Origin of the sequence: Vibrio sp. FF266 (assembly GCF_041439695.1) — a bacterium.
GTDB lineage: Bacteria > Pseudomonadota > Gammaproteobacteria > Enterobacterales > Vibrionaceae > Vibrio > Vibrio tasmaniensis_A.
The window spans coordinates 12,345-34,915 of the sequence record NZ_JBGOOO010000016.1 but is presented as its reverse complement, the minus strand read 5'-3'; the positions used below and the strand labels follow the sequence as shown (position 1 = coordinate 34,915).

The window sequence follows — 22,571 nt, the reverse complement described above, 5'->3', positions numbered from 1 at the left end:
TTAGAAATTTGGAAGAGAGTAGCAGTACGCCGTATTACCGTAAAGATATTTTATTACTGATTTCTATCAATAAGTGAATAGTATAAAAATGAGTTATAAACGGAAGTAACGAGAAAGGGTGATTTTCGAGGATTTTAAGCTAAATGTTTAGTTTTTAGTTGCAAAATCAGCCATTAAGGCCAATAGGTCACGAGACTATTAGCCTTTAAGTTACCGTTTAAACAATCGAATTTAACATTTGATCACTGATGGATCATAAGTGTTGAATAGACTTAAAAGCCAAATCGAGCTGACATTAAGAACTGGTGTCCGTAAGTACCGTTATTTCGAAGGTCTATACCTACTGAAAGCTGTTCTGTTGAGTGGAAGCGAGCCCCTACACCGACAATTGAACTCGTGTCGTCGCTGTCGACGAGTTGACCAAGGCGGGAGTTAACTTCAATGTTTGCCAGCAACCAAGCTCTTAAACCAATATTGATTTCAGTTTTAATGTGGTTACCATCATTACGTTCGATGTTGTGCAGTAACATCTGTCCAGTAATATCAGCCAACTGATTAATTGGGCCGTTGAACCCCATACCTACAGCCGCATCCCAATCCCCTTCAAATTCAGAATCGATTCGAGCAACAAAGTGTGAGTTTTGAGTGAACATTGTTGTGACTTCGCCACCAAATGTACTAGGGCTAATACCTGTGCGTAGCTCAAATGTATTGTAGTTAAAGTTGTTTGCATACGCAGAGAATGAACACAGTGTAACCAACCCCAAAAGGACCGTCTTGTTTGCGCTACCTAGCATGGTGACTCCATATTAATTATATTTTTCGGCATTATAATGCAAAAAAGCCTGCAATATGCAGGCCATTTGTTATAAATCATGTCTTTGAAGTCGACGGTACGGAGTTCGTATCTTACAAAACTTGAATATGATCTACTTCGATCTCTGGCGTTTTACCACCTTCGTATTCGCCAAATATACGAACTTTTGTATCTGCGGTGAGCGGTTGCGCTAGAAGGATATCGTCATCCAGTTCGATCTGAATTTCACTCTGACCATCAGAGAATACGAACGTATCGTTCTTTAGTTGACGAACAATCTTGCCATCTACGATTGCTTCTTGCTCTGCGAACATGCTGGTGTCTGCTAGTAGAGTCGCAACTGAAACGGTTTCAATCGGTCCCGTGTACGCAATAGCGCTCTGATGCTTGTGGTTACTGTCGCTATTGTTGTGATTACTGTTACTGTCGCTGTGATGGTCACTAGCCATTGCGAAAGTAGGAGCGAGGATAATAGTAGATGCGATAGCTAATACAGTTTTTTTCATGGTGAATCCCTTAATGTTGTTTTTATTAGAAACGTTTTTCTTAATTTGAAACGTTTCTTTTCGTGAGTGCGCTTATTTTGTTTGTAAGCTTCGTTTCGATGGAGCTATTAAACAACACTGGGGTTGAATCCAGAGTGAGTAACACATTCATTTTCCATTCATTTTATTGAGCATCTACACGACAATGACGTTAAGATGGAGGCAGAGAAATATTGCCCACAGCTATAAATTGAAAATTAAGAAATAAAGGATTTAAGTACAGATGCGATCACCGTTAAACGCCCTTATGGTTCAAGGGACAACGTCAGATGCCGGAAAAAGTGTTTTGGTGGCAGGTTTATGCCGTGTTTTGGCAAGGAAAAGCATCAAAGTGGCACCTTTTAAGCCTCAAAATATGGCGCTAAATAGCGCAGTGACAAAAGATGGTGGCGAAATTGGTCGTGCTCAAGCGGTTCAGGCACAAGCTTGTAATATTGAGCCTACCGTCCATATGAATCCTGTATTGCTAAAACCCAATTCAGATACGGGTGCGCAAGTGATTCTACAAGGAAGAGCACTGACGAATATGGAAGCGACCGGATATCACGACTACAAGAAAGTTGCGATGAATTCGGTTATCGATTCGTTTGATCGACTTTCTGAAGAATACCAAAGCGTGATGATTGAAGGTGCGGGCAGTCCCGCAGAGATAAATCTTCGAGAAAACGATATCGCGAACATGGGCTTTGCTGAAAAGGCAGACATCCCAGTGATCATCGTTGCTGATATTGATCGTGGCGGCGTTTTTGCACACCTCTACGGCACATTAGCTCTATTATCTGAATCTGAACAAGCGCGCGTAAAAGGCTTTGTGATAAACCGTTTTAGAGGCGATATTGCGTTACTTCAATCTGGTTTAGATTGGCTAGAAGAGAAAACAGGTAAGCCTGTGATAGGGGTTTTGCCTTATCTGCATGGTTTTAACTTAGAAGCGGAAGATGCCATTACCTCAGCCCAAGAGTCTGATGGAGAAGCTAAACTTAAGGTTGTAGTGCCAGTACTAACTCGAATCAGTAACCATACAGACTTTGACGCTCTGCGACTTAACCCGTCGATTGATTTACGTTACGTAGGCAAAGGCGAGCGCCTGAACAACGCTGATTTGATTGTATTGCCGGGAACAAAATCGGTAAGAGCCGATTTGGAATACCTAAAACAGCAAGGTTGGGATAAAGATATTCAGCGTCATCTTCGCTTGGGCGGGAAAGTGATGGGTATTTGTGGCGGTTATCAGATGCTAGGGAATATCATCCACGACCCAGATGGCGTTGAAGGGAAATCTGGAAGCAGTGAAGGGTTGGGGTATCTTGATACTGAAACGACACTAACACAGCAGAAAACTTTAACCAATGTGTGTGGAACCATGACACTTGATGGCAAAACTGCACAAGTAAAAGGGTATGAAATCCACGTAGGTAGGACTGATGTCAATGAAACGGTATTACCGGTTCAGTTAGAATCTGGCAGTGTTGATGGTGCTGTGAATCAAGATAACTCAATTTTTGGTACTTACCTGCATGGCGTATTCGATAACAGTGATGCATTGTCGCTTATTTGCGAATGGGCAGGCGCCAATGATGTGACAGCGATTGACCATGAACAGCTTAAAGAGTTGGGTATCAATCGAATCGCTGATGCCATCGAAGATCACTTGAACCTTGACCTGCTTTGGCCTGAATTAACAGCTTAGGCCGCAACTTAGAAGTTAGCTCAAGAATTTAAACGAACAATAGATTAAATGAGAATAATGAAAAAACGAGTCATCCTTTTAACTATCGTCTTAGTTTCAGCACTGAGTTCTACTCATCTTTTGGCTGCTGAAAAACTACGAGTTTATGCTGCATCGTCGATGACGAACGCGGTTAACTTGTTGGTTGAAGAGTTTGAGAAAGATCATTCTGTCGATGTTATTCCAGTGTATGCGAGCACGTCGTCTTTGGTGCGCCAAATTGAACGAGGTGCGCCAGCAGACATTTTTATCTCGGCAAACGAAAAATGGATGACGCATTTAGTCGATCGTCAATTGGTTTCTAGTGACAATGTCACAAACTTGTGCGAAAACGAACTCGTGTTAATTTCCCCGAAAGAGACGCTAATATCTTTGGACCTCTCAAGCGGTGACCAATGGGCTAAACTTCTAATGAATGAAAGACTTGCAGTTGGCAACACCATGTCGGTTCCTGCGGGTCTCTATGCGAAAGAAGCGCTAGAAACGTTAGGTGTATGGGATGATGTGAAGACTCGATTGGCACCAAGTAACAATGTACGTATGGCATTGGCTTTGGTGGAGCGTAGTGAAGCTAAGCTTGGCATTGTCTACAAAACAGATGCGTTGCTTTCTAAAGAAGTGAACCTAGTGTCGACGTTCCCATCAGATTTACATACGTCAATACGTTACCCTGTAGCTAAATTGAGCGATAAAGTCGTCGCAGAACAGTTCTATACTTTCCTAAAGAGCGAAAAAGCGAAGGACACCTTGAACAGTTTTGGATTTGAAGTGCGTTAAATGATGTATCTATCGGAATACGAATACCAAGCCTTAATGCTGAGCTTGAAAGTCGCTGGTTTTGCCATCTTGTGGCTTATTCCTATCGGCATCGGCTTGGCATGGTTGCTTGCTAAGAAACAATTTGTGGGCAAAAGCATTGTAGAAAGTATTGTCCATTTGCCTTTGGTGCTTCCACCCGTGGTTATTGGTTATTTGTTGCTAGTGATGATGGGCAGACAAGGCGTCATTGGCTCTTGGCTTAATGACGTGTTTGGTATTGTATTCAGCTTTAGTTGGAAGGGCGCTGCTCTAGCGTGTGTGGTCGTAGCGTTGCCTCTGATGGTACGTTCTATACGACTGAGCTTAGAAACCGTAGACAGTAAACTTGAAGAGGCCGCTGCTACATTGGGCGCTTCACCTTTTCGTGTGTTCTTCACTATTACATTACCGCTGATGATCCCAGGGATCATTACTGGCACCATGCTTTCATTTGCAAGAAGTCTGGGTGAATTTGGTGCGACTATCAGCTTCGTTTCAAATATTCCCGGTGAAACTCAAACCATCCCTTTAGCCATGTATACCTTTATTGAAACCCCAGGAGCAGAAATGGAAGCCGCACGTTTGTGTGTCATTTCTATTGTGATCGCACTGAGTTCACTGATGCTTTCTGAATGGCTCAACAAAAAGTCAGCAAAACGTTTGGGGGGCAACGCATGAGTCGCATGAGCGCTTTAGTCCTCCAATATCAGCAACAGCTTGGTGAAACGTTTTTTGATATTGACTTAGAATTGCCAAGTACTGGTATTACGGCAATTTTCGGTCGTTCTGGTGCAGGTAAAACTTCACTTATCAATGCCATTAGTGGTCTCAAACAACTAGATAGTGGCTTGATCAGCGTATCTGGAACCATTCTGTTCGATAGTGAAAATGGCATCAACTTACCAACGCACAAACGCAACGTCGGCTATGTATTCCAAGAATCGCGATTGTTCCCACACATGAAAGTCGCGGCGAATCTTAAGTACGGCATGAAAGGTGCTGACAAAGCGCACTTTGAGCAAATAGTCTCGTTGCTATCGTTGGGCTCGCTGCTTGATCGCTATCCAGCCCGTCTGTCTGGCGGTGAGAAGCAACGTGTTGCGATTGGCCGCGCACTGTTGTCTAAGCCCAGCATTCTATTGATGGATGAGCCATTGGCGTCTCTGGACTTACCTCGTAAGCGTGAAGTAATGCCGTTTCTGGAAAACTTATCTGAAACCGTTCAAATACCGATTATCTATGTCACTCATAGCCTCAATGAAATATTACGCTTGGCAAATCACCTTGTGATCATTGAGCAAGGCAAAGTTATTTCATCGGGGATGACGGAAGAGGTATGGGCATCGAGAGCCATGCAACCGTGGCAATCTTTTTCAGAGCAAAGTTCGTTGTTTGAAGCGACATTAGCGGAACATAATGATGATTATGCGTTGTCACGTCTAACGTTAGGTAAATCAACGTCACTTTGGGTTCAAAAGGTGTCGAGCGAGCTTGGCACTACGGTAAGGCTGCAAGTGAGGGCAAATGATGTCTCTATCACGCTACAGCAGCCGCAAGGCACTTCGATACGTAATATCCTTCCTGTCACTATTAAAAGGGTAGAGACGCACCAGCAAGGCTCGAATAAGCAGAGTGTCGCTGTCGAGTTAGAACTTGAGGCCGGATGCTACCTATGGGCGACTATTACATTGTGGGCGCTGGATGAGCTGAATTTAGAAATTGGACAACGTGTCTACGCACAAATTAAAGGCGTGAGTGTTGCGCAAAGAGATATTACGATAACGCACTAAACTTATGCACTAAGTTCATGCCGCAAGCTCATGCGATAAGATATTCAGATCTAGCGGTAATACATTAAGGCCCAACGACGTACTTGGTTTCTGGTTTCATTTTAGAACGGGTAAAACTCGAACTTGATTCTGTGACTCGATCTTGATTCCATAAATGACTACATGCGTCATTTTATACGGTGTAACTGCCAGTTTTGCGTCATACTGTATGAGTGTTAATGCACACCTTCCGTGCGATGAGAAAAGTTAGAATTCTAAGAGCCACAATGAGAATCCCTGCACTAACAAGAACCCAGACGTTACATTCGAATAATAGAAGAAGCGAGCAGAAAAAGAACGTATAGAAAAAGCTGCTGGTACAAAAAAGCCGCATGTTTTAAATAACATACGGCTTAATCATTAAGTTTTCCTTAAGCATTCAACCTAAATTTAGGTGCTCTGAATAGCTTAGCGGATGAAAACTTCTTTGAAATCACGCTTCAAGATAGCATCACGGCGCGCTTTCTTGATTTGCTTAGCCATGTCTTTTACACAGTTATGTAAAATTTGGTCAAGTAGTTGAGCTCGGTACTCTTCTTTTTCTTCATCAGTCATGCCTTCTGGAAGTTTAAGAGTAGGGAACTCCTCCATCATGTTTACGCCAGCGAAAGCTTGGCTAACAGAGATTAGAGCGTGGAATTGCTCAAAGTTGTCCAAAACATTTTGTGCGCTTGCTGGAAGGCTGCTCCAAGTTTCACGCACTGCTTCTTCAGACACTTCGTGAATAGAAGTAACCATGTTGTGCATCTCTTTAGGCACTTCATCAAATTCGATAACTTGGCGAAGCTCTGGTGAGATAGTGGTTAAATCGATTTCTTGTACTTCGTTGTTTGTAGCGTCTGACATAGTATTTCTCTTTAAAAAGAAACAATGCTAAAAAGATCTGTAAAAAAGTCAATATAATATAGAGATTAGGGCATGATTTAAGCCCAAATTTGAGCTACTTTGAATATTCAACACTAGATAAAGGTGATGTGATGATAGAAAAGGGATCTTCGATGCGCATATTGCTAGTTGATGACGTTCAACTGGATAGAATGCAACTCGCTATTCGACTCAAGCAACTGGGTCATGTTGTAGAAGCTGTTGGTAGCGGAAAAGAAGCCCTGAATGTTTATTCTGATTTTGATCCTGAACTCGTGTTATTGGATATCAGCATGCCAGACATGGATGGTTTTGAGGTCGCTAACGAAGTTCGTCGGCAATTCCCAGAATGGGTTCCGATCATCTTTTTGAGCGGTCATGAAGAGCCTGAAATGATCGCAAAAGCGATAGATGCCGGCGGCGATGATTATTTGATCAAACCGGTAAACAAAGTTGTTTTGAACTCTAAGTTGATTGCGATGCAGCGTATTGCGCACATGAGACGAGAGTTAAAACAGAGTACCGCCAAACTCGAAGAACTGAATATTTTACTGCAACAACAAGCCAACGAAGACGGCCTAACCAAATTGTACAACCGACGATATATGGATACTAAGCTTGAAGAGAGCATTGCGTGGCACGGACGACGTAATATATCCATGACCGTCATACTACTCGATGTTGACTTCTTTAAGCCTTACAACGATAACTATGGCCATATTCAAGGGGATAAGTGCCTGCAAGGGCTTGCCAATACTTTGAAAGAGCTCTTTGTTCGAGCTGGAGAGTTTGTTGGACGTTACGGCGGTGAAGAGTTCGTCATCATTCTGAGTGATACCGATAGCTTAGGGGCTAATTTACAGGCCAATCGTGTAAAAGAAGCACTGCATCAAATGAACTACGTCCACGACTACTCAGCAGTGTCTGACAGAGTGACAGCGTCACAAGGCGTATTGTCATTCGTGCCTGAAGGTGGTGAGGCTATCGCTTCTATTTACGAAAAGGTTGACCAAGCACTGTATCAGGCCAAGCAAAGCGGAAGAAATACCTACATACAACGCGATATTATGGAGCTTGAGCAATAGTTGACGAGCTTCGGTAGTAACCTGAATTATACTTCTAGTAGCTTATAAGCCAGGAAGTGACTTAAGTGATAAAAGAAATGCAGCATTCCAAGTCATTCGTCATGACTAACTCAAACAAAGGTCTTGTATTAACTCTGTTTGTTTCCGTGTGTCCAACAGCTGTTAACGCAGCTTCGCTCTCTGAATTGGTCAGAAAAGACATTGAACAAACCTTCGCAACGAGTGTTTTGCTCAATGATACGGATGTGTTTACCTTTGGCATAAATAATTTTGATCCCAACAAAGTCTTTAGTTTGGACAATGAAGATATTGGCTCTAATGACTCAGTAAGTCGCCGACAAAATATCGCTTCCCTCAGCCTTCCTTATACCTTTGAAGTGCCAAGTTATATTGAAGACAACCATCAAGAAGTAACACTTCGTTTATCTGCGTTGCGGATAGAGAAGGATGTTCAATATGCCACTTCAACGATAAGCGACTTTCAAAAAGAGTCTGTTGTTTCTGGTTACGTTGAGTATGCAAACGTATCCCAGTTGAACGAATACTGGAGTTTTAGTTCTGCAATTGGTAACCATATTTCCTATTATCGAAACGATTTTGAATATCGTTCTTCGTTGCTTGCACCAATTCAAGGTCAGCTGGATGGTCTTTATCTGAACACGGATGCTTGGGCATACATAATAGAGCCTAAGATAAAGTTGATGTTTGAAGATAAGAATGACTGGGGTAAATATAAACTCAGTACCAGTTGGCATTACTTTAATGGTATAGGTTGGGGAGAAGCCAATAACGGTAACATTGGTCACCCAGAAGGTTGGTACATAGCAAATGAAGCTAAGATCTTCTATGACTTAGTTCGTTGGGACAAAAACATCACATCTATGTATTCGAGTATAAGAAGAATAGATATTGGTGGTGATACTGTCGCGTCTATGGGCACTACAGCTTACTACGAAGGTAGTGTAGGTTGGTTGCTTAACCCAAATCTGTTTAATGACTGGGTCGACAATGTAGGAATAGGGTTTACTATCAATTACGGAAGTAGTTTGAAAGGAGGGAGCTTAGTCATCTTCTTTAACCAAGACTAGTCTAAGCACCAACGCTTTCGATGTTCACACCGTTAAATTACGATGTTCAGAGCTTTACATTCCAAGACTTTCAACGTCTTTAACTATCGACACACAGCTTGTTTCGGCCAGTTTCTTTTGCTTTGTACAGTGCGTTATCGGCAAGTTTCAAGACTTCTACGGGTTGTTTAGTGGTTCTACTATCAGACAGCCCAATGCTCACCGTTACGTTTACGACTTCAGTTGATTTGTTGCTCTGACCACGTTTTTTAATGCCGACTTCATGGTCGTCAGGGCGATCGTTGCTATTTCGAATCGTCATATCGTAGTTTTGTACTTCCGAAATGAGAACTTGAAGGTGCTCTTTAACCTGTTCCGAGTATTTGCCTTTAAAAATAATCGTAAACTCTTCACCACCATAGCGATAAGCTTTTGCACCACCGGTTGTTTCACTCAATATACGTGCTACCAACTTCAACACATCGTCGCCAATGTCATGCCCGTAGGTATCGTTAAATTTCTTGAAGTGGTCGATATCAACCATCGCCATTGAGTATTTTCGCCCTAAGTGCTTCATATCCACTTCTAGTGCGTGTCTACCTGGAATGTTAGTTAAACGGTCATTAAAGGCCATATCGTGGCTAGCAGAGACGACATAGATAATGAATAGCGTACCAGACAGCGAGAACATCGTACTAGAGATGTATTGCACATCAAAAAATATGAATGTACTAGTAGAAAGTAAAATTGCGCTGTATACGACAACATCAATCGCGCGGTTGTATACTAGAACTAAAATCGACGTAAGGCCAAGTAAACAAAGGCTATACAGCACTAAAACGAAAGGTAGCCTCGAGAATCCGTTAACGATAAACAGGATACCTTCGCTCCATGACTCAAATCCACCTGACTGGAAATGAGAAACAATTAATTGTGCCCATACCGTAAACAGAACGAGAACCAAAGCATATAGGAACATGGATTTCGAGTTAACGCCGTTATCTGGGAAGGCATACACCAGTAAGCATGTTACAGGAACTAAAGCGGTTAACAGAGACAGTTCTAATAGAGTGGTGCCTGTGTTGAGTGGCGTTTGTAAACGAACTTGAATGATGAGGTATGCGACGAGCATGGTTAAGGACACCATGGCCATACGACCTTGCTTAAATGTGTGGCACAGCAAAACCGCAACGCTCAATAGAATGTATGGGAGGTTGCTAGCAAACCCTAAGTTTGAATCCGTCACTAGGATGACGTTGTTCATACCTGCAAGTAATATTGCTAATAGAAGTAAGGGAAAGCAAAATCGAAATATGCTCGACGTGACGAAAGAAGATGTCATTTATGTGGTGAGCCTAACTATAATGATGATCTTATATTTTAATTTTATACGTAGGATACGGGTAAACAAGCAATTGCCAAGCTTTTTCATTAAATTATAGCAAAAACATGATCATAGCTCGCTAATTGTACAATTAAATTTATATGTGTTTCAGTTGCTATTAACCTAAGAACGAGCTAAACAGTATATATGATAAATGAAACAGCCGTTATTGATACTTAACTAAATTAAGGTAGTTTGTGCTTAAGAGTTAGGTGGTTACCTAAGTAGCAATGAACAGATGTTATACGCCTAACTGCAGAAGCGGTTAGCAACAACGGCAATTAGTTACAACAATGATTAGCTGTAACAACGATTAAACTAGAAACAACCGCTCAACATGGAGGTGTAATATGCAAATCAGTGTCGATGTCCATAACTATATGGAAACTTTGGTGGGAAATGTATTAGCGACAGAAGAGTATGTTTCTGGCTATACTAACGAACAGTTAGCCGATCTTGCGTGTTTGGCTTTAGGTCAGCTTAAACCCATCTATATTCGCTTCGATGTCGATTTTCTATCGGCATTGCCAGAGGATAAATTGGTGCTGTATAAACGAAATAGTGAGATCGCGGTCAAAAATGCAGAAAGTATGATCATTGACGACAGAAGGCGAGAGCGTGACGACAATGTACCCGTAATCTTTAGTCAACATAATTTTGATGATGACGTTGAATTACAATGGTATGAAAAGCCATTGTTGAGCGGTAAACAGTCATGATAGTTTACGGTTAATGCGGTCATTTAAGGAGTAAAAACGTGGGATTCTTTTCTAGATTATTTAGTGGCAAAGAAAAAACCGAACAAAAAGTAGAAATTGAGCCAGTCGAATACAAAGGCTTCAATATCTATCAAGATGCCATTGCTGAATCTGGTCAATACCGTGTAGCTGGGCGAATCGAGAAAGAATTTGATGGTGAAATCAAAACCCATCGTTTTATTCGTTCAGATGTTGTTTCAAACAAACAAGATGCCGATGAACTGATGCTTAAAAAATCGCAGATGTTCATCGACCAAATGGGCGATAGCATTTTTAGCTAACCAAATAGGGTTAGAATTGATGTTGGTCATAATTTAGAGAGCTTTCAGTGTATATGCTGAAAGCTCTTTTTAGTTTTAGGAACAAAGAACAGCTAGTAGGTTGTTATTTAAAGGAATATTTGCAAGTGGTTTGACCTCTTGGCTCAAAAGAGGCGTCATTTCTTCAAATGAAGTGCTCCAATTCCATCCAAATCGTTATAAGTAATAACTTTTCCTGTTCTTTGAATAAAACGCTTGAAGTATTAGTTGTCGTTAGATACAAACGAATAAGTCATTGTGCCAATAGTCAAGGAATAGCTATGCAAATTGGTGTACCAAGAGAAACACTCGCAGGTGAAACGCGAGTCGCTGCTTCGCCGAAATCGGTAGAACAGCTTCTAAAATTAGGATTTGAAGTTTGTGTTGAATCACAAGCAGGTGCGTTAGCAAGTTTTGAAGATGCAGTTTATGAACAAGCTGGAGCAAAAATTGTCACCGCAGATGAAGCTTGGAAATCCGATATTATTTTTAAAGTTAACGCTCCGATCGTTGACGAAACTAAAAATGAAATTGATCTTCTTAAAGATGGCGCAACATTGGTCAGCTTTATTTGGCCAGCTCAGAACCCAGAATTAATGGAACAATTGTCCACTCGTAATATCAACGTGATGGCGATGGATTCTGTACCTCGTATTTCAAGAGCTCAAGCGTTAGATGCATTGAGTTCTATGGCTAACATCGCGGGTTACCGTGCTGTTGTTGAGGCGGCGCATGAGTTTGGTCGATTCTTCACAGGTCAAATTACGGCGGCAGGCAAAGTTCCACCCGCGAAGGTACTGGTTGCTGGTGCGGGTGTTGCTGGCCTAGCAGCAATTGGCGCTGCGGGTAGTTTGGGTGCGATCGTTCGTTCGTTCGATGTTCGTCCTGAAGTAAAAGAGCAAGTTGAGTCTATGGGCGCTGAATTCTTGGAAGTGGATTTCAAGGAAGATACCAGCGCGGGCGACGGCTACGCAAAAGAGATGTCTGAAGCATTCAATAAGAAAGCTGAAGAACTGTATGCAGCTCAAGCTAAAGATGTCGATATCATCATTACAACGGCACTGATCCCAGGTCGTCCGGCACCTAAGCTGATTACCAAAGAGATGGTAGACAGCATGAGTGCTGGTAGTGTGATTGTTGACCTTGCGGCAGCCAATGGCGGCAACTGTGAATATACCGTTGCGGATCAAGTCATTACAACGGCTAACGGCGTGAAAGTGGTAGGTTACACAGATATGGTTGGTCGACTACCGACTCAATCATCTCAACTGTATGCAACGAACCTAGTTAACTTGCTGAAACTGCTTTGCAAAGAGAAAGATGGCAACATCAATATTGACTTTGAAGATGTCGTGCTACGCGGTGTTACCGTGGTTAAAGAGGGTGAAGTCACTTGGCCTGCACCACCAATTCAAGTTTCAGCTCAACCACAACAAGCTAAGGCCAAAGCGGTTAAACCGGAGCCTAAAGTTGAAGAGCCGGTTTCTCCAATTAAGAAAGTGGCAGGCATGGCGGTTGCTGTAGGTGCATTTGCTTGGGTAGCTTCAGTTGCTCCTGCTGCGTTCTTATCTCACTTTACCGTTTTTGTACTCGCTTGTGTGGTGGGTTATTACGTCGTTTGGAATGTAAGCCATTCTCTGCATACGCCTTTGATGTCCGTAACTAACGCGATTTCAGGAATCATTGTAGTCGGTGCACTGTTACAGATAGGACAAGGAAGTGGCGTTGTCACGTTCTTATCATTTATTGCCGTATTAATTGCAAGTATCAATATCTTTGGTGGCTTTACCGTAACCAAACGTATGCTTGAAATGTTCCGTAAAGACTAAGGAGTGACAGATGTCTGAAGGATTAGTACAAGCAGCTTATATTGTGGCTGCTGTATTCTTTATTATGAGCTTGGCTGGGTTGTCGAAACAGGAATCTGCGCGCGCAGGTAACTATTACGGTATCACGGGTATGGCAATCGCGTTGATCGCGACGATCTTTGGCCCACATTCTGCAGGTATTGTATGGATCATCATTGCTATGGTGATCGGTGGTGGTATTGGTATCCACTACGCAAGAAAAGTAGAAATGACTGAAATGCCTGAGCTGGTGGCAATTCTGCACAGCTTCGTAGGTATGGCAGCAGTACTTGTAGGTTACAACAGTTACATTGATCCACCTGCTACTGTTTCTATCAACCCTGCTGATATTCATGCAGAGCACGTGATCCACCTAGTGGAAGTGTTCCTTGGCGTGTTTATAGGTGCGGTGACGTTCACGGGTTCTATTGTTGCGTTTGGTAAGCTTCGTGGCGTTATCTCTTCGTCTGCATTGAACATTCCTCATAAGCATAAGTGGAACCTTGCGGCGATCGTAGTTTCTACACTACTGATGATCATGTTCGTTAAAGCGGACGGCAGTATGTTCGCGCTAATGGTTATGACTCTTATCGCATTCGCATTCGGTTACCACCTAGTGGCATCGATTGGTGGCGCAGATATGCCAGTGGTTGTCTCTATGCTGAACTCGTATTCTGGTTGGGCAGCAGCAGCGGCAGGTTTCATGCTTGCGAACGATCTGCTTATCGTAACCGGTGCATTGGTTGGTTCGTCAGGTGCAATTCTTTCTTACATCATGTGTAAGGCGATGAATCGCTCTTTCATCAGCGTTATTGCTGGTGGATTCGGCCAAGACGTGGTTGTGTCTGATGGTGATGAAGAGCAAGGTGAACACCGCGAAACATCAGCTGAAGACGTGGCTGACATGCTTAAAAACTCAAAGTCAGTCATCATCACTCCTGGATATGGCATGGCAGTAGCTCAAGCTCAATACCCAGTGCATGAAATCACTGAGAAGCTGCGAGCGCAGGGCATCAATGTTCGATTTGGTATCCACCCAGTTGCTGGTCGGTTACCGGGTCACATGAATGTGTTACTTGCTGAAGCAAAAGTACCTTACGATATCGTTCTTGAAATGGACGAACTCAACGATGACTTCAATGAGACCGATACTGTTTTGGTTATCGGTGCAAACGACACAGTGAACCCTGCAGCACTTGAAGATCCAAATAGTCCAATCGCTGGCATGCCAGTACTTGAAGTTTGGAATGCTCAGAACGTTATCGTATTCAAACGTTCGATGAACACAGGTTATGCAGGTGTGCAAAACCCGCTGTTCTTCAAAGAGAATACGCAGATGTTGTTTGGTGATGCTAAGTCAAGCTGCTTACACATACTTGAGCATCTTTAGTGGGTAGTTCGTTAAGTTAATAAAAAAGCCCGTCGTAATGACGGGCTTTTTGTTTGAGTGTTTTTTATGCTAAAGCAATCGGTTAGGGGATTTGTTTTATTAAAATCCGTGTGTGAGTTACTAGTCTAATTGGATGATAGTGATAGAATATCCGCATTATAAGGAGATTTTATGGCAACACTGGCAAAAAGAGATATCAGGCTTTTAGAGAAGTACTTACAAATGGGTGGCGGTCATTTACTTGATTTCTCACACAGGACACTAGCTGAGTTCTTTGAAGATTACGGTATCGATATTGATGAGCCACAATATCAAGTAGGCTCAGGCTCTAAAGCAAATCGTATGCGAGGCTTTTGGCAGGTTAGTAGCGATATGGTCGTAGGTCGTGTTCTGAACGGGCTTATTGAATATTACGACGAGAAACGTGCGTCTGGTTCTTACTTTGACACTGCTGATTACAGCGATGAACTGCGAGATAAATGTTTAGTAATTGCTAACCAGTTAAGCCGTGGTACTTACTCAGCTCAATTAGGCGGTCCGTCAGCTCAAGTAGCACCGATAAAGCAAGCGATACGAGATGCGATGCAACAACCTTTGCAAACCCCTGTTCGTACTCCGGCACAGCAAACGACTCAACAGCCGACACGAGCACCAGTACAACAAGCCTTTCAACAGGCTGTGCAAGCAAGGTTTCAACAACCAACATCAACGGAACAACCAATGAACCCAACTCCACAAACTAGTAAACAGAAAGTGTTTATTGTTCACGGTCATGATGAGCATTTGAGAATGGAGGTTGAGCTTTTTGTTCGAACTGTTGGGTTAGAGCCTATCGTACTTATGAATCAAGCTAGTGGTGGCAATACTATCATTGAGAAAATCGAAGAGTACGGTCAGGCTGATTATGCGATTGTTCTCTACACACCTTGTGATGAGGGGCGAAAGAAAGGTGAACCAGACCTTAATGGGCGAGCACGTCAGAATGTTGTGTTTGAGCATGGGTACTTTATTGCACGGCTTGGCAGAGATAAAGTAGCTGCGATGGTTAAACCAGGGGTTGAGATTCAAAACGATATTCAAGGTGTTGTTTATATCGGTGTTAAATCTGACTGGAAAACGCAACTACTAAGAGAATTCAAAAAAGCAGGGCTCTCGTTTGATATGAACGCACTAATCGCATAGATAGCTAAGCCCTGATGGGCTTAGTTTTTACTCAGTGTAGTAACTATTTTCTGCGCACTGACTTTACCAATTCCCTTGATTTTGACTAAATCACTTTCAGTCAATACAGACAGTTCTTTGATTGTGGAAACACCTGATTCTTCTAGAGCAGATGCTACTTTTTTGTTTACTCCATCAATCAGAGTCAATCGATTAGGTTTATCAAAGTAGTACACCATACGTTCTGAGTCGCTAATGAACCTTGCCATAACATCTATAATATTCGATTCGTTGTAGTAGTTTAATAATCCTTGCTCGATTCTGCTCTTAGCATCATCACGTCCAGAATAGCCAAGTACTTCGTTCATCTTTTCATTAATGGGCTTATCTGACTCTAAGATAGTTCGAAACCCAATAGCATAAGAAATGTACTCATCTGTATTGATTGGACCTGCGTCTGATGCAGACGTTCGTCCCTCCGATAGAAAATCATACTCTCCCGATAGCTTAGGAATCCAGATTCCGTCCTTTGGTTCACCGTATGTTGGTGGTTCACCGTCACCCCTATAAATCTCACCATGTCGTTTTAGAACTGATAGTGGAGTGCGTAACTGACATGTGGCGTGAAACTCCAACCCGTCTGTAACGTCTGAGTTTTGCGTTGCGATATCTCGATACTGTTGCGGAGCTTGCTTAACCTCTTGTATCTGCTGTTTAGTCTCTTGTTTTGGTTTCTTACCAAAAATGAAATCGAATATACCCATTACCTAGCCTCAATATATTTTTATTAAAAATACCATATTGTTAACGGTAGAGAAGTGCGTCAGTTTGGGTTTTTGTTATCAACAAACCACACTCTGAAGATAAGATGATAAGTTTTATCAAAACATCACTTAAATAGGTTACATGATAGTGTTATCATGTAACCCTAGTTTTGATAATGGATAAGAGAATGAAATACATTTATGCGCGTGTTAGTACTAAAAACCAAAACCTACAGACACAATTAGACTTGCAGGCTGCTTACCCTGATGCGGAGTTAATCAGCGAAAAAGTTAGTGGTGTTAAATCTGTTAATGACCGCCCCGAGTTCTCCGCTTTGGATAAGAAGCTAGAGAAAGGTGATTCAGTTATCGTGTATGACCTATCAAGGCTTGGGCGAAATACGGCTGAATTACTCTCGCTGGTGGAGGATTGGAAAGGCCGCGGTATAGGGTTGGTTGTACATAACCTAGGTGGGCAGTCTATTGATACTCAAACAGCCACTGGTTATATGATGTTTACGGTACTTGCAGCTGTTGGTCAAATGCAGCGTGATTTACAGCGAGAAAAAGCGCAGGCGGGAATGGCTATTGCTGTAGCTGAGGGGAGGATGAAAGGTGGCCGCCCACATAAGACCAAGCAAATAGAGAAAGCTCTTAAACTGATTAATGAAAATGGACTAACGAAGCAAGAAGCTGCAAAGGCTGTGGGCATTGGCGTTGCTACGGTGTATAGAGCATTGAAAAAACCGAAGGTTAACCCTGCTTCAAGCTTAAATTAGACAATTTCATTTGTTGCATCGACCACCCGAAAAAAATATTTTTGCAAAAAGTTTATCACCTCAAAAAGCCGTGCAATCATAGCTTCAGAAGTTGGCCAATCGGTCATCAAAACTTAGGTAAACTGAAGTGAAAAAAGAACACAAAAAACTACTCGATAAATTAGTTAGTGAATCAATTGATAAGAAACTGTCTACAGGTGATATCACCACAATCATCGATAAACATATCAACTCAATCTATCTGTATATCCATGATTACAATAATAGAATAACGGTCAACCCTGAACCGTTGATTGGTAAACTCGTTGAACTAATAGGTAAACAAGTAACTTCTATGTTGGTAGATGACACAATTAAGAGATTACGAACCAAAGTGAAATCAACAAGAGGTTCTTCAACTGGAAGTCTCGATTTTCTTGAAGTATAACCAAGAACCCCGAAAGGGGTTTTCTTGTATCTGAAAGCCCTGAAATCGAAATTAAAATGTTTACTTTCCAGTAGTTCAGCACTAAATACAGTTTGTTTATCAGGCTATAAAGCGATGATAAAATATACAGAGTTGAATAACTCCGTGGTTACACCCGTTACCCCTACCAAAATCAACACGCCACAAACTCCATAGAGAAACTTATTCTTGTTTCGCAGTCGCTGGGATTCTCCGATAAGGGGTTTCTCTATGGGGTTTATTGTTTAGCGACAAGGCCCAACCAAGAATAAGAAAATGGACTTAATAAAAAACTATACCGTGTTTGCCAATGGCGAACAGGTTAAGCACAAGTGTAAAAACGGTGATTGGATTTCACGTTATGCACTGGATAGTGTGAATCTCAAAGATGAACTATCTAACGAAACAATCCCTTTTATCCCTGAAGAGAACAAGAAGCTCACCAAACGACTAGCCGAGTATGGTTACAAGACCAACGGTAAGGGTCAGCGATTGGCTAAACGGATTACCAAGCTCTTAAAAGAAACAGGTACAGCCAAGAAAGATTGGTCACACATTGTTTACCCTACAGAGAGCGGGATTGATGTGTGGTTAACGAACCTTGAATACCTTAGTTTCGATAAGGTAATGCACGGTGACGTGGTTCTATTCCGAATGATAGAGAAGACAAAACAAGTTGAGGTCATTAAGTACACGGACACCATACAGGAGCATAGGAAAACTACGATTGATGGTCGTCTGTACTTTACCCCAACAGAGAGGAAAGGCGGTGGTCGTTACCATTCCTTTAATAAGAAAGATGGCAATAAGCCTTTTGTATGGAAGCTAGAACTAATGAAAAATGAAAACCGTGGCTGGAAGCTAGGCAAGCTCAGACAAGATGCAACACTGGATGAGAACACAGTCAAAACAAATGAGATTGTTGACGTAGTGAACAGTCAGGTTGACGAACTAGAGATACTAAGACAAGAGATTGCAGCTTTAAAAGCTCAACTCAAAGTAGCTTAATCAAGCACCCTACGGGGTGCTTTTTTTATGTCTAAACCGAAATAAAAATGTGTCACTCTATTGCAAAAAATGTGTCACTTTATCGGGGCTTAGCCCAGTGATAGCAAGGGTGAAGCGTGTAATACTAATGCTATACGTCCGAAAGAGTAAACGAACTAAAGGTGCTGCGCACCACTCAACGCTACGCGTTTCGAATAGAATCCTTATTGAAAGGATGACGAGGCGCAGCCGAGTAGCCCGCAGGGCTTAAGCGTAACCAACGTAACCAATCCAAACACATCACTTAGAAAGAGATTGACGCCTACGGCGTTGATGCCTGCGGCATCCCAATACCGACTAGTAAGTTAAACGTAATAGATTGTGCACAACGTAATCTGTAAAAAATAATCCTTATAAAGAAAGAACTTTATTTTACAGTTTTATTCATTCGAACTTATCGCCTACGGCGAAAGCGACTGCGCCGCTAATCACTTTGATAAAGATTCTTTCGAACACTTATCACTTGAATCTAGTACGCCTGAACGTTCAGATTCAACCTACTAAATAGATGTATACGAGCGTCACTCGTTACCCGTGCTGGACACCACCTTAAACTGTCTCATTACTTTCCTACATTGTTTACACAATGAGTGTGGCGACACTTAAATCACGCACTTCCATTTTTGCTAGATATTTCTAGTGGTGCGCTCTCACCTAAACGAGCACTTTTCGACGTTCTCCATTATCTGGCGTTCGATTCCTCAATGTCATGCAATAACGTTGAGTGTGTGGCGGCACATTAAAAACGCATCTATTCAATACGTCTGACCTCTGCACCTGTGACCTGTTTACCCACTCGCAGAGGTCAGCTATTCCGAGGTTCAAATGACCAAATCCAAGAAAGAAGAAAACAAAGCTCATTACGAGAAAAATCGTGATGTTCTTATAGAAAAAGCACGCCTACGAAGAGTAGAAGCAAAGAAAGAAAAGACCTTTGCAGAACTGATGAAAGAGTTTGCGGACAACATCCAACTAGCCGAAACACGTTACTTAGAATCCGTTATTGAAACGACTCAACTAACCCCGTTACAAGTTGCGACTATCTACAAACAGATGCGTGATGACCTGAAACTCACAGACCACCAGCGTTTGCACATCCACAATAATGCACCAGTGAAGAAGTTATTACGTCAACGTCTTAAGCGCGAGCACCAGATAGGTGAGTTGATATGAGAGGCAACACATTACAAAAGCTTGCTCATCACTATAAAACCAATGTTAAGCACAACGAACAGGCCGAGCGCGACTACGTAGAAATCCACACAGACAACGACATTTACTTTGCTGTTTGTAATGACGTGGCTCACGAGAACACGTTGCTAATAGCTACAGATAAGCACAATGACTATGTGAAGGTGAAGAATAACCACAAGTCGTTTGAAGCACTTATCACCTTATTCGACGAACAAATAACAGAGTCAGTAGATGGAACAAGACCAAAAGAAAGACCAAAGAAAAAAGCTGTTGAGTTGTTTGGGGAACTTTACGAAATCTGATACACCGAGCTTAGAGCAGTTTGACGAACTCAACACATTAAGCCTTATCACAAAGCCAGACAGCCACATTATGCCAGTTGAGCTTGAAAAAGCTTTCAACCACTTTATTGAAAAAGCTTATGACTACAAGGTTGAAAAAGCTGGCGCACACTACGTGAATCAACTGATAAGAAGCAATGGCAGTAAGACAGAGACAAACGTCACTTTAGCCTCTATCACTGGCTTACAAACTCACGTGGTGAACACGCTAATAAGGCAAATGCTTATCGGCAAAATGAATGAGCTAGCCGATGACACACAACGAAACAACAACGGAGAGTGCTTTGATAAAAGCATTATTTTTTAAATGAAAGTAGAACAACACACAGCCCAGATGACACCAACACATGACCAGATTGTTTTTGCAAATGAACACGACGCTAAACAGCGTGACCTTAGCAAAGCAATCGGTCGATTTGATGCACCACGTAAAAGCATTATCTTTGTCGATGACAATAGCATTGGCACAAAATACAAAGCATTAATGGATAACGGTTTTCAAATCCACTTAGCCAAAGATGATAGAAACAACTACTACATTACTGACCTACTAGACAACATTAGTAAAGCAGGTGAGAACCTTGGCGTGCATGAGTCAGTTGATACGGGTGAAACCGCAGACATTGAGAGCACAGACAACAACACAGACGAGCGACCAGAGCTTACTTTTAAAGAAGAGAGTGAGTTCTTAGAGCAAGACATTGATTCTGCAATGGACTTGGATTTCACGACAGAGAGCCTGAACTATGAGCACCGTGTTGGCTTATACAACGAGGATTCAAACATGTACACATTGCGCGAGGATGTAAAAGACCTCTTAGATGAGTTTGAGTTCAACATTGATGAGAACGAAGACGGGGTAATAGCCAGAATCGCACCTGAATCTATCAAAGGTCGTAAACTGTTAAAACTTGTAAATCTACTGAAGAAACAAGAGCAGGACGACGATGCAGAGCTAAAGGAAGCTATTGAAAGTGGGCGTGTTCAGTTCGATTCACTTGCGACAGTAAAGCAGTTGTTACGCAGACTGGCGTTAGCTCAGAAGCACGGTGATATTGAAGAGAGTGATGAAGCGGAGGTTGAGCTAAATGAGCTTATCAATACCTATAAACAAGCCAATCCACCAGCGGCGGGCATCGAGAAAGTAGAAGTGGAACGTGATGAAATCCTTACCCCTCAAGTTGATGAGAGTGCAAAGAAACAGTCAAAGCCGAAAGTTTCTAAGCCAGCTAAACAAAGTTCATCCCCTAAGAAATCAAGTGTTGGCAAGACTGTAGATAGAGAGTTAGGAAAGCACAGCAGTACTTATCGTAAAGGTAAGAAAATCGCTAAGTCTGTTTCTAACATTGCAAAGTCTATTACCAAGAAAGAGACGTTAGACGAGAAGCTAAAGGCTGACGCTGAGAAACAACGTTATGCAGAATCGATTCTTGAAAGCTGTGGGATTCAAGTTCGAGGGCAACAGCATGTCGTTTAAGAATCGCTACATCATCAACATGCAAAGCCATAAGGCATACAAACTCAATGACATTCCATTCAAATCAAACGCGCTTTACACACGGTTTAGCCATAGTGAACTTAATCAGTTACCAGAACACGCTTACAAGCTTATTACTAACGATTTGCAACCTAGTGATGTTCTGCTGGTGGACACCTTAACGAACCCAAGTGAGCGAGCTTTGTATGAGGTGATTGAACTATGAGCACCGCTACCGAGCCGCTACAACAAACAAATAGCGGTTGGTTCAATACGGATTCAGCAAAAGAAGCTCAACTTAAATCAGCCGACAAACGTAGCGAAAACACTCGTAGGCGAAAAGAACTACTATCCCTTGCGAGTGATTTTTCATTAAGTGACCTGTTTTCTGAAAATGAGTTAAATGTGAACCTGAAGAATGAACAAAAAGCAGAGATAAAGATTCATGTTCTTAAATCAGCTTTAACCTTATTGGCTCATGAGAAGATTAAACATAAGAACAAGCTAGTTGAGATGTGTGTGCAGAACGAGCTGGAAGAGATTCTAAAGCAACAGCCAGAGAAACAAATCAACCTAACAAGTGGAATGAGCGTATACGAAGCCTTGAAAGCGGGTGTACTTGATGAGGATAGAGTCTCAATTGATGACCTGAATCTCCTAAGAGGGTTTATCTCATGAGTTACTTAAACAACTTCTTTAAACGAGCTTTACCTGATGATGAGCTATTTGAAACACCCTCGGATTTCAGCACAGTAGATATGCTAACAAACAGCTTCTTCTATCATGTTAAATCTGAAGCTTCGGATACTGAACTCAGGAAGTATAAAGAACTCGCTAGGCTCGCGGATGACCCTATGGATTTCATTGAGCAGATTAAAATGACGCCTGTTCAATCTGCTATTAAAGAGCTTAAACTATTAAAACCGACTCATTGAGTCGGTTTTTTGCCAT

The 22,571-nt window shown here is 42.1% G+C and carries 26 protein-coding genes; 21 read left to right on the top strand and 5 right to left on the bottom strand.

Features of this window, described 5'->3' with window-relative positions; translation table 11 throughout:
* Window positions 1–272: 272 nt before the first annotated feature.
* Both ACED59_RS13510 and ACED59_RS13505 read right to left on the bottom strand, forming a co-directional pair.
* Complete coding sequence (locus ACED59_RS13510; protein ID WP_017098266.1) at window positions 273–797, bottom strand: hypothetical protein; 525 nt, start codon at window positions 795–797, stop codon at window positions 273–275.
* A 112-nt stretch (window positions 798–909) separates the two neighbouring features.
* A complete protein-coding gene (locus ACED59_RS13505; protein ID WP_012600619.1) occupies window positions 910–1,323 on the bottom strand; it encodes a YgiW/YdeI family stress tolerance OB fold protein in 414 nt (137 codons plus the stop codon).
* Window positions 1,324–1,585: 262 nt separating this feature from the next.
* On the opposite strand from ACED59_RS13505, the gene ACED59_RS13500 reads away from it, so the two are divergent.
* Genes ACED59_RS13500 through modC form a run of 4 tightly spaced genes read left to right on the top strand, consistent with a single transcriptional unit; the run spans window position 1,586 to window position 5,679 of the window.
* Window positions 1,586–3,052 carry a cobyric acid synthase gene (locus tag ACED59_RS13500; protein ID WP_017098267.1) on the top strand — a complete coding sequence of 489 codons (1,467 nt, stop codon included), beginning with the start codon at window positions 1,586–1,588 and terminating at the stop codon, window positions 3,050–3,052.
* A gap of 57 nt (window positions 3,053–3,109) precedes the next feature.
* Window positions 3,110–3,868 (top strand): molybdate ABC transporter substrate-binding protein, encoded by a 759-nt coding sequence (modA, locus tag ACED59_RS13495; protein WP_017098268.1) that lies wholly within the window; start codon window positions 3,110–3,112, stop codon window positions 3,866–3,868.
* On the top strand, window positions 3,869–4,567 hold the full coding sequence (gene modB, locus ACED59_RS13490; protein WP_017098269.1) for a molybdate ABC transporter permease subunit: 699 nt from the start codon (window positions 3,869–3,871) through the stop codon (window positions 4,565–4,567).
* Window positions 4,568–4,572: 5 nt separating this feature from the next.
* Entirely contained in the window at window positions 4,573–5,679 is a 1,107-nt protein-coding gene (gene modC, locus ACED59_RS13485; RefSeq protein WP_029223981.1) for a molybdenum ABC transporter ATP-binding protein ModC, read from the top strand.
* Between the two features lie 447 nt (window positions 5,680–6,126).
* Here modC and ACED59_RS13480 read toward each other — a convergent pair whose 3' ends face one another.
* The gene (locus ACED59_RS13480) at window positions 6,127–6,564 is read right to left on the bottom strand and encodes a DUF3069 domain-containing protein (protein ID WP_017098271.1); all 438 of its coding nucleotides are present in this window, start codon (window positions 6,562–6,564) and stop codon (window positions 6,127–6,129) included.
* A 152-nt stretch (window positions 6,565–6,716) separates the two neighbouring features.
* On the opposite strand from ACED59_RS13480, the gene ACED59_RS13475 reads away from it, so the two are divergent.
* The gene (locus ACED59_RS13475; RefSeq protein ID WP_032499905.1) at window positions 6,717–7,667 is read left to right on the top strand and encodes a diguanylate cyclase; all 951 of its coding nucleotides are present in this window, start codon (window positions 6,717–6,719) and stop codon (window positions 7,665–7,667) included.
* A gap of 77 nt (window positions 7,668–7,744) precedes the next feature.
* Window positions 7,745–8,755 carry a Solitary outer membrane autotransporter beta-barrel domain gene (locus ACED59_RS13470; protein ID WP_029223982.1) on the top strand — a complete coding sequence of 337 codons (1,011 nt, stop codon included), beginning with the start codon at window positions 7,745–7,747 and terminating at the stop codon, window positions 8,753–8,755.
* A 79-nt stretch (window positions 8,756–8,834) separates the two neighbouring features.
* Here the strand turns inward: ACED59_RS13470 and ACED59_RS13465 are convergent, their stop codons facing one another.
* The gene (locus ACED59_RS13465) at window positions 8,835–10,076 is read right to left on the bottom strand and encodes a GGDEF domain-containing protein (protein WP_012600626.1); all 1,242 of its coding nucleotides are present in this window, start codon (window positions 10,074–10,076) and stop codon (window positions 8,835–8,837) included.
* A gap of 392 nt (window positions 10,077–10,468) precedes the next feature.
* Here ACED59_RS13465 and ACED59_RS13460 point away from each other — a divergent pair, with 392 nt between their 5' ends.
* From ACED59_RS13460 to ACED59_RS13440, 5 genes are all read left to right on the top strand, one after another.
* Entirely contained in the window at window positions 10,469–10,837 is a 369-nt protein-coding gene (locus tag ACED59_RS13460; RefSeq protein ID WP_009845358.1) for a late competence development ComFB family protein, read from the top strand.
* Window positions 10,838–10,875: 38 nt separating this feature from the next.
* Complete coding sequence (locus tag ACED59_RS13455; protein WP_012600627.1) at window positions 10,876–11,157, top strand: HlyU family transcriptional regulator; 282 nt, start codon at window positions 10,876–10,878, stop codon at window positions 11,155–11,157.
* Between the two features lie 299 nt (window positions 11,158–11,456).
* The gene (pntA, locus tag ACED59_RS13450; protein WP_017098274.1) at window positions 11,457–13,004 is read left to right on the top strand and encodes a Re/Si-specific NAD(P)(+) transhydrogenase subunit alpha; all 1,548 of its coding nucleotides are present in this window, start codon (window positions 11,457–11,459) and stop codon (window positions 13,002–13,004) included.
* Window positions 13,005–13,014: 10 nt separating this feature from the next.
* The gene (pntB, locus tag ACED59_RS13445; RefSeq protein WP_017098275.1) at window positions 13,015–14,412 is read left to right on the top strand and encodes a Re/Si-specific NAD(P)(+) transhydrogenase subunit beta; all 1,398 of its coding nucleotides are present in this window, start codon (window positions 13,015–13,017) and stop codon (window positions 14,410–14,412) included.
* A gap of 171 nt (window positions 14,413–14,583) precedes the next feature.
* The gene (locus tag ACED59_RS13440) at window positions 14,584–15,594 is read left to right on the top strand and encodes a TIR domain-containing protein (RefSeq protein ID WP_017098276.1); all 1,011 of its coding nucleotides are present in this window, start codon (window positions 14,584–14,586) and stop codon (window positions 15,592–15,594) included.
* A 20-nt stretch (window positions 15,595–15,614) separates the two neighbouring features.
* Here ACED59_RS13440 and ACED59_RS13435 read toward each other — a convergent pair whose 3' ends face one another.
* Entirely contained in the window at window positions 15,615–16,337 is a 723-nt protein-coding gene (locus tag ACED59_RS13435; RefSeq protein ID WP_017098277.1) for a helix-hairpin-helix domain-containing protein, read from the bottom strand.
* Between the two features lie 188 nt (window positions 16,338–16,525).
* On the opposite strand from ACED59_RS13435, the gene ACED59_RS13430 reads away from it, so the two are divergent.
* The 10 genes from ACED59_RS13430 (at window position 16,526) to ACED59_RS13385 (ending at window position 22,555) form a co-directional block, all read left to right on the top strand.
* On the top strand, window positions 16,526–17,116 hold the full coding sequence (locus ACED59_RS13430; protein WP_017098278.1) for a recombinase family protein: 591 nt from the start codon (window positions 16,526–16,528) through the stop codon (window positions 17,114–17,116).
* Between the two features lie 127 nt (window positions 17,117–17,243).
* Window positions 17,244–17,543 (top strand): hypothetical protein, encoded by a 300-nt coding sequence (locus tag ACED59_RS13425; RefSeq protein ID WP_017098279.1) that lies wholly within the window; start codon window positions 17,244–17,246, stop codon window positions 17,541–17,543.
* Between the two features lie 294 nt (window positions 17,544–17,837).
* A complete protein-coding gene (locus tag ACED59_RS13420; protein ID WP_017098280.1) occupies window positions 17,838–18,569 on the top strand; it encodes a hypothetical protein in 732 nt (243 codons plus the stop codon).
* Between the two features lie 864 nt (window positions 18,570–19,433).
* Complete coding sequence (locus tag ACED59_RS13415; RefSeq protein ID WP_017097600.1) at window positions 19,434–19,781, top strand: hypothetical protein; 348 nt, start codon at window positions 19,434–19,436, stop codon at window positions 19,779–19,781.
* Window positions 19,778–20,104, top strand: a complete 327-nt coding sequence (locus ACED59_RS13410) for a hypothetical protein (RefSeq protein WP_017097601.1) — start codon at window positions 19,778–19,780, stop codon at window positions 20,102–20,104. Before ACED59_RS13415 ends, ACED59_RS13410 begins: the two co-directional genes overlap by 4 nt.
* Window positions 20,034–20,450, top strand: coding sequence for a hypothetical protein (locus ACED59_RS13405; protein WP_241820646.1), 417 nt, complete (start codon window positions 20,034–20,036; stop codon window positions 20,448–20,450). The genes ACED59_RS13410 and ACED59_RS13405 overlap by 71 nt, the downstream gene beginning before the upstream one ends.
* Complete coding sequence (locus tag ACED59_RS13400) at window positions 20,451–21,620, top strand: hypothetical protein (RefSeq protein ID WP_017097603.1); 1,170 nt, start codon at window positions 20,451–20,453, stop codon at window positions 21,618–21,620.
* Entirely contained in the window at window positions 21,610–21,846 is a 237-nt protein-coding gene (locus ACED59_RS13395; protein WP_017097604.1) for a hypothetical protein, read from the top strand. Before ACED59_RS13400 ends, ACED59_RS13395 begins: the two co-directional genes overlap by 11 nt.
* The gene (locus ACED59_RS13390) at window positions 21,843–22,298 is read left to right on the top strand and encodes a hypothetical protein (protein WP_371705007.1); all 456 of its coding nucleotides are present in this window, start codon (window positions 21,843–21,845) and stop codon (window positions 22,296–22,298) included. The genes ACED59_RS13395 and ACED59_RS13390 overlap by 4 nt, the downstream gene beginning before the upstream one ends.
* Window positions 22,295–22,555 (top strand): hypothetical protein, encoded by a 261-nt coding sequence (locus ACED59_RS13385; RefSeq protein ID WP_017097885.1) that lies wholly within the window; start codon window positions 22,295–22,297, stop codon window positions 22,553–22,555. Before ACED59_RS13390 ends, ACED59_RS13385 begins: the two co-directional genes overlap by 4 nt.
* Window positions 22,556–22,571: the final 16 nt, after the last annotated feature.